11 protein-coding genes and 1 tRNA gene are annotated in these 12074 nt (G+C 65.0%); 5 read left to right on the forward strand and 7 right to left on the reverse strand.

Annotation, left to right across the window (positions count from 1 at the left end; genetic code table 11):
• Positions 1 to 16: 16 nt before the first annotated feature.
• Positions 17 to 517, forward strand: a complete 501-nt coding sequence (locus tag ISO4_RS14400; protein WP_194856659.1) for a DUF1289 domain-containing protein — start codon at positions 17 to 19, stop codon at positions 515 to 517.
• Here the strand turns inward: ISO4_RS14400 and ISO4_RS14405 are convergent.
• Complete coding sequence (locus ISO4_RS14405) at positions 514 to 972, reverse strand: Fur family transcriptional regulator (RefSeq protein WP_142948157.1); 459 nt, start codon at positions 970 to 972, stop codon at positions 514 to 516. The two genes, ISO4_RS14400 and ISO4_RS14405, sit on opposite strands and share 4 nt — an antisense overlap.
• A 53-nt stretch (positions 973 to 1025) precedes the next feature.
• Positions 1026 to 2249, reverse strand: a complete 1224-nt coding sequence (gene zigA, locus ISO4_RS14410) for a zinc metallochaperone GTPase ZigA (protein ID WP_194856660.1) — start codon at positions 2247 to 2249, stop codon at positions 1026 to 1028.
• 158 nt (positions 2250 to 2407) lie between these two features.
• Here zigA and ISO4_RS14415 point away from each other — a divergent pair, with 158 nt between their 5' ends.
• Positions 2408 to 3211 carry an SDR family NAD(P)-dependent oxidoreductase gene (locus tag ISO4_RS14415; protein WP_194856661.1) on the forward strand — a complete coding sequence of 268 codons (804 nt, stop codon included), beginning with the start codon at positions 2408 to 2410 and terminating at the stop codon, positions 3209 to 3211.
• A 77-nt stretch (positions 3212 to 3288) separates the two neighbouring features.
• Here ISO4_RS14415 and ISO4_RS14420 read toward each other — a convergent pair whose 3' ends face one another.
• From ISO4_RS14420 to ISO4_RS14435, 4 genes are all read right to left on the reverse strand, one after another.
• Positions 3289 to 3591, reverse strand: coding sequence for a hypothetical protein (locus ISO4_RS14420; protein ID WP_194856662.1), 303 nt, complete (start codon positions 3589 to 3591; stop codon positions 3289 to 3291).
• Between the two features lie 33 nt (positions 3592 to 3624).
• Positions 3625 to 3709: transfer RNA gene (locus ISO4_RS14425), tRNA-Leu, on the reverse strand.
• A gap of 59 nt (positions 3710 to 3768) precedes the next feature.
• Positions 3769 to 4653, reverse strand: coding sequence for a hypothetical protein (locus tag ISO4_RS14430; protein WP_194856663.1), 885 nt, complete (start codon positions 4651 to 4653; stop codon positions 3769 to 3771).
• A gap of 323 nt (positions 4654 to 4976) precedes the next feature.
• On the reverse strand, positions 4977 to 5561 hold the full coding sequence (locus ISO4_RS14435) for a superoxide dismutase (RefSeq protein WP_067606139.1): 585 nt from the start codon (positions 5559 to 5561) through the stop codon (positions 4977 to 4979).
• Positions 5562 to 5861: 300 nt separating this feature from the next.
• Here ISO4_RS14435 and ISO4_RS14440 point away from each other — a divergent pair, with 300 nt between their 5' ends.
• Positions 5862 to 7043, forward strand: coding sequence for an acetyl-CoA C-acyltransferase (locus tag ISO4_RS14440; protein ID WP_194856664.1), 1182 nt, complete (start codon positions 5862 to 5864; stop codon positions 7041 to 7043).
• Between the two features lie 484 nt (positions 7044 to 7527).
• Here ISO4_RS14440 and ISO4_RS14445 read toward each other — a convergent pair whose 3' ends face one another.
• Entirely contained in the window at positions 7528 to 8073 is a 546-nt protein-coding gene (locus ISO4_RS14445; RefSeq protein WP_194856665.1) for a hypothetical protein, read from the reverse strand.
• Positions 8074 to 8507: 434 nt separating this feature from the next.
• On the opposite strand from ISO4_RS14445, the gene ISO4_RS14450 reads away from it, so the two are divergent.
• Both ISO4_RS14450 and ISO4_RS14455 read left to right on the forward strand, forming a co-directional pair.
• On the forward strand, positions 8508 to 10310 hold the full coding sequence (locus tag ISO4_RS14450) for a beta-ketoacyl synthase (protein WP_194856666.1): 1803 nt from the start codon (positions 8508 to 8510) through the stop codon (positions 10308 to 10310).
• A gap of 230 nt (positions 10311 to 10540) precedes the next feature.
• Entirely contained in the window at positions 10541 to 12022 is a 1482-nt protein-coding gene (locus tag ISO4_RS14455) for a phospholipase D family protein (RefSeq protein WP_194856667.1), read from the forward strand.
• Positions 12023 to 12074: the final 52 nt, after the last annotated feature.

A 12074-nucleotide genomic window follows, 5' to 3' on the forward strand; every position in this document is an offset into this window, starting at 1 on the left:
GCGTTACAATCCCGGCATGTCCAAACCCCGCATCGGCACCCCCTGCATCGGCGTTTGTTCCACCGTCTTCGGCGACACCGTCTGTCGCGGCTGCCGCCGCTTCAGCCACGAAGTGGTGGACTGGAACGCCTACTCCGACGAGCAGAAACGCATCGTCTGGGAGCGTCTCGACGAGCTTCTCGGCCTGGTGGTGAGCAACTACTTCGAAGTGGTCGACGCCGACGCGCTCGCCGGCCAGCTCGACTACCAGAACCTGCGCTACCAGACCCAGCTCTCCCCCACCGGCTGGGTGCCGGAGCTGCTCAAGGCCGCCGGCCGCCAGCGCATCGATTATCGGGTGTTCGGCCTGGAGCCGCTGCCCGCCGCCGAAGGGATGGCGCCCCGTGAACTCTACGACCTGATCAGCAAGGAGTGCCACGCCCTCAATCAGGCCCACTACGACCGCTCCTTCGCGCGCCCGGTGGGCAGCACCGGCGAGCTGGTGATGCAGGCGGCCCGCGAAAAAGGCCTGTTCTAGGGCGCGCAGCGTTCGCAGCGGCCGTGCATTTCCAACGGCTGGGCGCCGACACGGAAGCCTTCGTTCTTCAGGCTGCGCTGCAATTGCCGCCGCAGCGGGCTGTCCATGGGCGCTTCCCGCACCGCGCCGCACTGGTCGCACACCAGAAACAGGGTACCGGCCTCATGGCCGTGGTCGCACGCGAGGTGGCCGCAGGCCATGTAACGGTTGGTGGACGCCAGCCGGTGGGCCAGCCCCGCCGCCACCAGGAAATCCAGCGCCCGGTAAATGGTGGGCGGCTTGGCGCCGGGCTGATGACGGCGCTGCAACGCGTCCAGCAAATCGTAGGCACTGGCCGGGTCGTCCTGCTCCAGCAACAGCGCCATCACCTGACGGCGCTGGGGGGTCAGTTTCAGGCCCTGTTCCAGACAACGGCGTTCAGCGATTTCCAGTTTGGCTTGCGAACCTGGCGCCATGGGGTCTCCCTGCTGCCGCGGCCGACTCTGGCCGCGGCTCCATTATCCCGGTATCAGGACGCTTCCTCCAGGCCCCAGTCCGGGAACGGGTCCGGCAGGGTGCGCCAGTACTCCAGCCCGGCGCGGGTCTCGTCCTCGCTGAGCAGGCAGGCGTCCAGCGCCCGCCGGGTGTGCGCCGGGTCCATGCCCTGGCCGATGAACACCAGCTCCTGGCGCATGTCGCCGAACGGCTCGTGCCATTTTTCGCGAATAAAGGCGCGGGTCTCCGCATCGTCCGGCCAGTTGTGCTCGGGCACCGCCTTCCAGAAAAAACCGGCCACGCCATGGTGGGCGATGCCGCCCGCCTGGCTCCAGGTGCCCGCCAGACGGGGCCGGGTGGCCAGCCAGAAATAGCCCTTGGAGCGCAGCAGCTTGCCGTTGTCCCAATCGCGGTTCAGAAAGGCGTGGAAGCGGGCCGGGTGAAACGGCCGGCGTGCGCTGTAAGTGAAGCTGCTGATGCCGTACTCCTCGGTTTCCGGCACATGCTCACCGCGCATCTCCTTGAGCCAGCCCGGCGCCAGGCTGGCGCGCTCGAAATCAAAGCGCCCGGTATTTAGCACCTGGTCCAGCGGCACCCGGCCCTCGCTAATGGGCACGATCACCGCGTCCGGATTCAGCGCGTGCAGCATGCCGATCACATCCTGGCGCTGGATGTCGTCGAGCAGGTCCATCTTGCTCACCAGTAGCACGTCGCAGAACTCAACCTGGTCCACCAGCAGGTCCGCCACGTTGCGCTCGTCATCCTCGCCGAGATGCTCGCCCTTCTCGCGCAGGTCCGCTGCTTCGCGCAGATCGCGGGGGAAATTGACCCCGTCGACCACGGTCGCCAGCGTATCGAGGCGGGCCACCGACGACAGGCTCTCGCCGCTTTCGTCCTCGAAGGTGAAGGTCTCCGCCACCGGCAACGGCTCGGAAATACCGGTGGACTCGATCACCAGATAATCGAAACGCCCTTCTCCGGCCAGCCGCTTCACCTCTTCCAGCAGATCCTCGCGCAGCGTGCAGCAAATGCAGCCGTTGCTCATCTCCACCAGCTTTTCCTCGGCGCGGTTCAGGCTCACCTGCTCGTTGACCAGGCTGGCGTCGATGTTGATCTCGCTCATGTCGTTGACGATTACCGCCACCCGGCGGCCGTCGCGATTATTGAGTATGTGGTTGAGCACCGTGGTCTTGCCGGCGCCCAGAAACCCGGACAGCACCGTGACCGGCAGACGCTTGTCCACTGCGGTGTCCTGCATGATGGTTCTCCCTGATGGCAACTCATGAATGGCTCATGCGTGAATTCGTAATGTTATATTATAACATAACTGATATAGCAAGCCGCATTAGCGGGATGCACCGTCCGCGCCGGCAAGGCACTATGGGTGTTTGTTTGCGATCAGCGAGACGACGTTCGATGAGCTTTCAAGGTATGACCATCGTGCTCACCGGTGCTTCCAGCGGCATCGGCGAGGAAGCGGCCAAGCAATTGGCCGCGCGCGGCGCCCGCCTGTGCCTGGTGGCGCGCCGGGAGCAGGAACTGGAACGGGTGCAGGACGACATCCACCGCAAAGGCGGCCAGGCCTGGATCTACCCCACCGACCTGACCAACGCGGACAGCATCACCACCAGCCTGGACGCCATCCTGCATGAGCATCCAAGGGTGGACGCCCTGGTCAACAACGCCGCCCACTCGATCCGCCGCCCCATCCTCGAGGCGCTGGACCGCATCCACGACTACGAGCGCACCATGCAGCTCAACTACATCGGCGCGGTGCGCATGACCATGGGGCTGATACCGCGCTTCCTGGAGCAGGGCCGCGGCCAGGTGGTGAACGCCTCCACCCTGTCCGCCCAGGTGCCGATTCCGCTGTTCTCCGCCTACCTGGCCAGCAAGGCGGCGCTGGACTCCTACTCCCGATCGCTCAACGCGGAGCTCGGCCACAAGGGCATCCAGGCCACCATGGTCTACTTCCCCATGGTGCGCACGCCGATGTCCAACCGCACGGAAATCTACAAGCACATGCGCATGATGAGCGTGGAAGACGCCGCCGGCTGGATCATCAAGGCCCTGCGCGACCGCCCCGCCCGCGTCGGCAAACCCCTGGGCACCCTCGGCAGCCTGGTGCTCGCCGCCGCGCCCGGCCCGGCGGTGAAACTCACCCAGCCGTTCTTCCGCCGCATGGACAAGAACCTGAAGGCCAAACTCAAGAAGAAATAGCAGGGCCTTGTGGGAGCGGGCCTTGTGGGAGCGGGCCCCGCCCGCGAAAGGGTGGCGCCAGCCACCCGGCAAGTTTCTTACCGATACAAACGCCGATCACGCCCAACGCGATCCATCGCCTCATCGGTTTCCCGCCGCATCCGCAGCAACTTACGCCCCTGCGCCAGCGCCCGCTCGCGGGCTCGGCCGGTCATCTCATAGGCGTGCTTATAACTGCCGGGCGGACGATGGCATTCGACGTGCGTCTTGGAGCGCTCGTAGTCGTCGCAAAGAGAAGCGTACTTGGCGACTCGCCGTTCCAATGCGGCATCCGCCGTGGCGAGCGTCGGGGAGAAAAACAGAAAGGCTGAGAGCAGGACTGTCCCTGTTGGTGTCTTCATTTTTCCATCCTTGGAAACAGATTGTAGAAAGACTGGTGCGCCAGGAGGGACTTGAACCCCCACACCTTGCGGCATCAGGACCTAAACCTGACGTGTCTACCAATTCCACCACTGGCGCAGGCCGCGAAGTATAGCAGCGACCGGTCGGGTTAGCGAAGCGTAACCCGACCCTCGGCGTTACTGTTCCAGCCGGTCCAGCCGGTTGTTGACCTGGATGCGGTACTGGTCGAACGCCTTGATGGCGGCGTCGATGTCGTCCAGCCGCTGCTGGAGCTGATCGGCGCCGCCGGCGCTGCTACGCAGCTCGGCGATGGCGGCTTTCTGGCTCTGGTTCTGCTGCTCAAGCTGCTTGACGGTATCCACCACCACATCCACCTGGGTTTCCAGCTGGTTGATCTGGGTGCGCCACTGCGAGCTGCTTTCGTTGACCGCTTTGACGGCGCTGTCGATCTGCGTTTTCAGCTCGCCGATCTGGCTTTGGGTGTTCTTGATGCTCTGGTCGTAGCCGCCGACGGTTTTCTTCAGGCCGGCCAGGGCGCTGTCGTTGCTCTTGAGGCTGTCGCGCAGGCTCTGCACGGTTTTCTGGTTTTCCTGGATCCACTCTTTGTTGCGCTTGTTGCTGACGTCCCAGAGTTTGCGGATCTCATCTTCGTTTTTGTCGATGGCCTTGTTCTGGTTGTCCAGGGTCTCGCGCAGTTTGCCGGCGGACTGGTCCAGGGACTCGTCGGTGGCCGACAGGCGTGCCTGCAGGTTCTCGAGCTGCTCGGAGGACATGCCCATGCGGGTTTCCATCTGGCCCTGCAGCGCGGTGATCTCGCGATAGAAGTAAGCACACGCTACCGCCAGTGCCACCGCCAACAGCAAGGTCAGAAAGATCCAGCCGCCGTTGCCGCCGCCGCTGCGCGGGGGCGCCTGGCGCGGTGGCGGGGTGCGGCCGCCGCCCTTGCCCCGGTCGCCGCCGTTGCCGCCCTGGGGCGGCGGGGCGCTGGCTTTCCGCCGGCGCGGCTCGTCCACGGGTACGTCGTCGATATCACCCAGTTTGACGTCTCGCTCTCGAGTCATGGGGAAACCCTGTCCTGTCCGATGTGGGAAAACACCTATCTTACCCGCCCGCCGTCATCGGCGCACAGCGGTGTGGCTTGGTGTGCGGGGAAACAGAGAAAGTTCCGGGAGGAAGGCGGTTTGCGGGGGGGTAGTAAAAGGGCTTGTGGGAGCGAAATTTGTGGGAGCGGGCCTTGCCCGCGAAAGGGAGCGAAGCTCCCGGCAGGATTCCAGAGGCATGCCTAACGGCAGCACAAACAACGTCTCTGGTATCCTGCCGGCCGGCTTTGCCGGCCTTTCGCTTGCAGGCAAGCTCCCACAATCGCGTCCTACAAGAGCTTCACTTACGCGAAGTTCTTGGCGGCGAAGTCCCAGTTGATCAGGTTCCAGATGGATTCCAGATACTTGGGACGGGCATTGCGGTAGTCGATGTAGTAGGCGTGCTCCCACACGTCCACGGTGAACAGCGGCGTCTGGCCGTTGCCGTGGGCGATCGGGGTGTCGGCGTCGTCGGTGTTGACGATATCCACGCCGCCGTCGGAGGTTTTCACCAGCCAGGTCCAGCCGGAGCCGAAGTTGCCGGCCGCCTTGGCGTTGAACTCTTCCTTGAACTTATCGAAAGAGCCGAACTTCTTGGTGATCGCTTCACCCAGTGCACCGGACGGCTCGCCGCCGCCGTTGGGGCTCAGGCTGTTCCAGTAGAAGGTGTGGTTCCAGACCTGCGCGGCCTGGTTGAACAGACCACCCTTGGCGCTCTGGATGATCTCTTCCAGGGATTTGCCTTCGTCGTCGGTCCCTTTGATCAGATCGTTGAGCTTGGTGACGTACGCGTTGTGGTGCTTACCGTGATGATACTCGAGCGTCTCTTTGGAGATGTGCGGTTCAAGAGCGTCTTTCTCGAAAGGAAGCGGCGGAAGTTCAAAAGCCATAGTCAATTCCCCTGACTGTTGTCGAATTGCTATTCGGACGAAAAAATTACCGGAGCATCATAACAAGCAGCCTTTCGGTGAACCACCGAGCAAACGCCTTTTGCCCTTGCCGACCGCTTGTTGAGAATGATTACTTTTTCGGAAAGTCCGAGTCCGTTGCACTCTCCCACTTGGGGACGACCCGGGTGATCTCAAGTACACTACGCCCGTTTTTTTACAACTGTAGGAGCGGGCCTTGCCCGCGAAAGGGAGCGAAGCTCCCGGCAGGATTCCAGAGACCTCTGAAAGCGGAGCATCAGCATGTCCGAAAACAATATCGTTATCCTCAACGGTGCGCGCACCGCCATGGGCAGTTTCCAGGGTTCGCTGGCGCCGATGAGCGCGCCGCAGCTGGGCGGCGCCTGTATCCGCGAAGCGGTGGCCCGCGCCGGGCTGAAGCCGGAGGACGTCGAGGACGTGGTGATGGGCTGCGTGCTGCCCGCCGGCCTCAAGCAGGGCCCGGCCCGCCAGGCCATGCGTCTGGCCGGCCTGCCGGACAGCACCGGCGCCACCACCATCAACAAGCTGTGCGGCTCGGGCATGCGCGCCACCATGTTCTGCCACGACATGCTAAAGGCCGGCAGCCACGACATCGTGGTCAGCGGCGGCATGGAATCCATGAGCAACGCGCCCTATATCCTCGACAAGGCGCGCGGCGGCTACCGCATGGGCCACGGCCAGGTGGCGGATCACATGTTCCTGGACGGCCTGGAAGACGCGGAAACCGGCCGCCTGATGGGCGCCTTCGCCCAGGACGTGGCGGACCAGCGCGGCATCAGCCGCGAGCAGATGGATAACTTCGCCATCGAATCCCTCAAGCGCGCCCAGGCCGCCATCGACAACGGCTGGTTCGCCGACGAGATCGTGCCGGTGACGGTGAAAACCCGCAAAGGCGAGACCGTGGTGGACACCGACGAGCAGCCCGGCAACGCCAATATCGACAAGATCCCCGGCCTCAAGCCGGCGTTCAAGAAGGACGGCACGGTCACCGCCGCCAACGCCAGCTCGATCTCCGACGGCGCCTCGGCGCTGGTGCTGGCCCGCGAAAGCGTGGCGCAGCAGCGCGGCCTGCAGCCGCTGGCGCGGATTCTCGGCCACGCCACCAACAGCCGCCACCCCAGCGAGTTCACCGTGGCCCCGATCGGCGCCACCGAGAAGCTGCTCAAGAAAGTGGGCTGGAGCGTGGACGACGTGGATCTGTTCGAGATCAACGAAGCCTTCGCCATGGTGGCGATGATGCCGATGCTGGACCTGGGCATCCCCCACGAGAAGCTCAACATCCATGGCGGCGCCTGCGCCCTGGGGCACCCGATCGGTTCCACCGGCTCGCGCATCATCCTGACGCTGATCCACGCGCTCAAGCGCACCGGCGGCAAGCGCGGCGTGGCCAGCCTGTGCATCGGCGGCGGCGAAGCCACCGCGGTGGCGGTGGAGCTGGTCTAGCTGCAAGCTTCAAGCGGCAGGCTGGCCGTGCGGGCGGTCAGGCCGTGCCAGGAGCCGCGATACAGGATACAGCGCGGAGCTGGGCAGGATGGTGCGGACAGGTCGTTGCTCCGCGCTTCTTGCGTATTGGCAACCCGGGCCATGCTAATGCGCAAGCCCCTCCGCCCGCTCCAAATCCTTCCCCTGTATCCTAAACCCTGCATCCTATATCGGGCGGCGAAAGCCGCCCTCGGCCTTTCAGCCGGAACGACCAGCTTGCAGCTTGCGGCTTGGCTCGGGGCCAGTAGCAACCGTGAGCCGCGCTGGTTGCAAGTGATGTGCGGATAGGTTAAATTATAACCGTGCTCGCGATAGCCGGTGTCCCTTGGGTAGCGAGCATGGCGCCAGAAAACACTGGCTTCCACCAAAGAGTGGTCATAACCAAGACGCCCGGCAGTGATACTAAGTTCAACACAAAACCCCGCTTCTAGCGGGGTTTTGTGTTTTAGGGGTTCTTGCGCTCAAGGTACTGCTTCAAAAGTATGCAGAACTTTTTGGGGCCGCCCCTGATCCCATACGGCCGGTTGGGCCGCCAATGGACACTTCGCACCCATATCTGAAAAGGGGGATCATCGTATTCCTTGTAGTCTAGCCGCATGCAGATGTACCAGCCAGCGTGCTCTCCAGGGCGTTGCACCTCTTCCTGCCGGTAAAGAATCTCCTGACTTCCACCCATGAAGCATTGTTTGTAAAGCAAGTCGCGGATCTTGTCTCTCAAATCAACAGAGAACCCCCACCTTCGGTGGCAGAAAATCCGTATATCTTCAATGCCGTCTCGTCGGCGTTGTCGGTCAACGATATAGCGCTCATCATCGCCGTCTTCCATGCTTCTGGTGTAGCAGTGATTAGAAAAGCTCACCAGCGCTTCAACGTCTCTGGTCCCGTCGCTGAATTTGATCTCGTAGGTTGTGCGGAAGGCCAGGAAATGATCAAGCTCGTACTCTACGCCTGTATCTGGGTCCGTCCATACCGATCTGTCATCATTTAGCATCCTCCCCCCTTCCTGTGGTCTACCCTCCAAAACGTGGTCGGGAGCCAGACAGTGTGGCCCCAAGCCAGGGGCACGGCAACCGCCTCTGAGCGCTGACCAAGACCTGCCACCGCCGTCAACCATCGAGCTGATCTAGCTGCAAGCTAGCGATGGTGCGGGCCGGCCGTGCCAGTCAAGCGAGAGCTGCAAGTTTCAAGTTGAAAGTTGCAGCGCGGCGTAGGCCTTGCCCGCTGCAGGGGCCGTGCCCGCGTTTGCAACTTGCTAGCGCCCGGCCAGCGGCGCGGCCTTTCCTCCAGCACGGCCTGCTTGCGGCTTGAAGCGGGCCGGCGCCCGCCGACCGTAATATCCCGTTGCAACATCAACCCTTCTGACGCATACGCAAAGAAGCCTTAGGCGCCTAGAATTGACCGCTCAGTCACATTCTGGGGAGTCCTATGCCCGCCCTGCCCGTCATCACCGCCGTCGGCGGCATTAACGCCGCCGGCCGCACTTCCATGCACCACGGTTTTCACCGTCTGGTGTTCGATGCTCTGGATGACGCCGGCCGACGGCGAACCCTGGATGCCCTGGGCGCCCTTAACGGGGTGCACAGCGAAACCGCGCTGCTCAACGGCACGTTGATCCGCGGCCTGCCGGAGAGCCAGCGCCTGAACATGGCGGTGAACGGTCACAGCGACAGCCCGCTGACGCTGGAAATGCGCAATATGGACCTGCCCGACCCGCTGCCCACCGGCTGGCGGGTGGAGCCGATCAACCGCCAGCGCAGCCGCGTCACCCTGCCCGCCGGCGCCGATCTGCGCGTGCCCACCGACGTCACCCGCCGGGTGAGCGCCGCCGGCCAGCTGCCGGACGGCTTCGACCCGGGCGCCCTGTACGCCTCGCGCAACCACCCGCGCGCCCTGCAGATGGCGGTCTACGGCGTCAGCGATGCGTTCGGCATGCTCGGCATTCCCTGGGACAGCCTGCGTGGCCGGCTGGCCCCGGATGAGGTGGCGGTGTACGCCTCCAACGCCATGGCGCAGCTCGACGACAACGGCCTGGGCGGCATGATGCGCGCCCCGGCCCTGGGCCACCGCACCACCTCCAAGCAGTGCCCGCTGGGCCTGGGCGAGATGACCGCCGACTTTATCAACGCCTATGTGCTGCGCAGCGCCGGCTCCACCGGCGGCATGCTGGGCGCCTGCGCCACCTTCCTCTACAACCTGGAGCGCGGCGTGCACGCCATTCGCCAGGGCCGCGCGCGGCTGGTGGTGGTGGGCACCAGCGAGGCGCCCCTGGTGCCGGAAGTGATGGAAGGCTACCGCGCCATGGGCGCGCTCGCCGAAGACGAGGCCCTGGCCGCCCTGGACGGCGCCGCGAGCGCCGACCTGCGCCGCGCCTGCCGGCCGTTCGGCGACAACTGCGGCTTCACCATGGCGGAATCCGCTCAGTTCGCGGTGCTGATGGACGACGCCCTGGCCCTGGAACTGGGCGCGGACATTCTCGGCGCGGTACCGGACGTGTTCGTGCACGCCGACGGCGCCAAGAAGTCGATCTCCTCCCCCGGCATCGGCAACTACCTGACCCTGGCGCGCAGCGCCAACCTGGTCCGCCAGCTGCTCGGCGAGGACGCCCTGCGCGAGCGCAGCTATGTGCACGCCCACGGCACCGGCACGCCGCAGAACCGGGTCACCGAATCCCATGTGCTTAATCAGGTGGCCGAGGCCTTCGGCATCCGCGACTGGCCGGTGGCGGCGATCAAGGCCTATGTGGGCCACTCCCTGGGCAGCGCCGGCGGCGACCAGCTGGCGGCGGCCCTGGGCACCTTCGCCGACGGCGTGCTGCCCGGCATCGCCACGGTGGAGCGCTTCGCCGACGACCTGCACGCGGACCGGCTGTCCCTGAAACAGGCACACCGTGAGCTGCGCCCGGACGCCGCCCTGCTCAACTCCAAGGGCTTCGGCGGCAACAACGCCACCGCCGTGGTGCTGTCTCCGGACGCCACCACCGACCTGCTGGCGCGCCGCCACGGCGCCGCCGCGCTGGACGGCTGGCGCGACAAGGTCGGCGCCACCCGCGCCGCCGCCGGCGAGTACGACCGCCGTGCCCTGGCCGGCCAGGCGCTGCCGGAGTACCACTTCAACGACGGCGTGCTGCACGGCGACGACGTGGCGATCAACGACCGGGAGATTCGGCTGCCGGGTTGGGACCAGCCGCTGACTTTCGGGCATGACAGTGGCTTCGACGATTACCGGTAGGTCGGATTAGAGATCTCTCTGGGATCCTGCGGGGCAACCGTTGCCGGGCGCTTCGCGCCCTTTCGCGGGCTGGGCCCGCTCCCACAGGGCCCGCTCGCACAGTGCCTGTGTCCACCTTGTGGGAGCGGGCCTTGCCCGCGAAAGGCAAGCTGCGCTTGCCGGCGGGATGCCAGAAACGTATTTTCGGTGTACTCAAAAAGGCCTCTTAACCACAAAAGCACCGAGAATCCATGCCCTCTTCCCGCAAACGCCCTGTTCTTCTGCTGATTCTGGTGCTGGCTGGCGCCTGGCTGCTCACCGCCCTTTACCATGTGTTCAAGCCGCTGCCCGAGGGTGTCGGCGAGGCCTGGCCCACGCGGCCGGCGGAGGACGTGGCGGTATTGATCGACGACACCTGGGTGGAACAGGCGGCGGCGGATAGCCAGGGCGAACCCCGGCGCCATTTCGATCAGGCGATCTTCGACGAATTCTTCCGCCTGATCGGCCAGGCGGAGAAGCTGGCGGTGGTGGACATGTTCCTGTTCAACGACATGGCCGGCGCCACCACCGACACCCTGCGCCCGCTCAGCGAACAACTCACCGACGCTCTGATCGAGCGCAAACAGCAGCGCCCGAACCTGCGCGCGGTGCTGATCACCGACCGCTTCAACACGCTCTACGGCGGCGTCCGCGCGCCCCATCTGGAGCGCTTGGAAGCGGCCGGGGTGCGGGTGGTGTTCACGGATCTGCCGCGCCTGCGCGATTCCAACCCGAGCTGGTCGGCGCTGTGGCGGCTGTGCTGCCAATGGGCCGGCAACAGCACCGAAGGCGGCTGGCTGCCCAACCCCACCGGCGACGGCAAGGTCACCCTGCGCACCTACCTGACGCTGATCAACTTCAAGGCCAACCACCGTAAAACCCTGGTGGTGGACGAAGGCGACAGCTGGACCGGGCTGGTCACCTCCGCCAACGCCCACGACGCCAGTAGTGCCCACTCCAATATCGCGGTGCGTTTCAGCGGCCCGGCGGCGCTCGATCTGCTGCAATCGGAACGGGCGGCGGCGGCGTTCTCCGGCGCCGACGGCCTGGACGACTGGCCGCTGGCCCGCGAGGGCGCGGCAAACCCGGAGGAGGACGGCGCCACGCTGTCGGTGCTCAGCGAAGCGGCGATCCGCGACGCCCTGCTGAGCGCCATTGAGGAGGCCCGCGCCGGCGAGCGTCTGGATGTGGGCGTGTTCTATCTCTCCCACCGGCCATTGATCGAGGCGCTGGCCGCCGCCCGCGAGCGCGGCGTGCGGGTGCGCCTGCTGCTGGATCCCAACAAGGACGCCTTCGGCCGCAAGAAAAACGGCATGCCCAACCGGCAGGTGGCCTGGGAACTGCACGACGCCGGGGTCGATATCCGCTGGTGCGCCACCCACGGCGAGCAGTGCCACACCAAGATGCTGCTGCGTTACGGGGACGACGGCGCGGAACGGCCGGCGGTGCTGATCGCCGGCTCCGCCAACTTCACCCGACGCAACCTGGACAACCTGAACCTGGAAACCAGCGTCCAGCTCACCGCCGCCGCCGACCACCCGGCCATGACAACGGCCCGTGACGCCTTCCAGCGCCGCTGGAGCAACCCGGACGGCAAGCTGTTCAGCGAACCCTACGAAGCGTATTCCGACGACTCAAGACTGCGCTACGCCCTCTACCGTTTTATGGAATTCACCGGCTGGTCGACCTTCTAACCACACCGCCTTGTGGGGCCGGGCCTTTGTGGGAGATTCTATGGTGCCTAAC

This window comes from Alloalcanivorax venustensis ISO4 (assembly GCF_015356855.1).
Lineage (GTDB): Bacteria > Pseudomonadota > Gammaproteobacteria > Pseudomonadales > Alcanivoracaceae > Alloalcanivorax > Alloalcanivorax venustensis.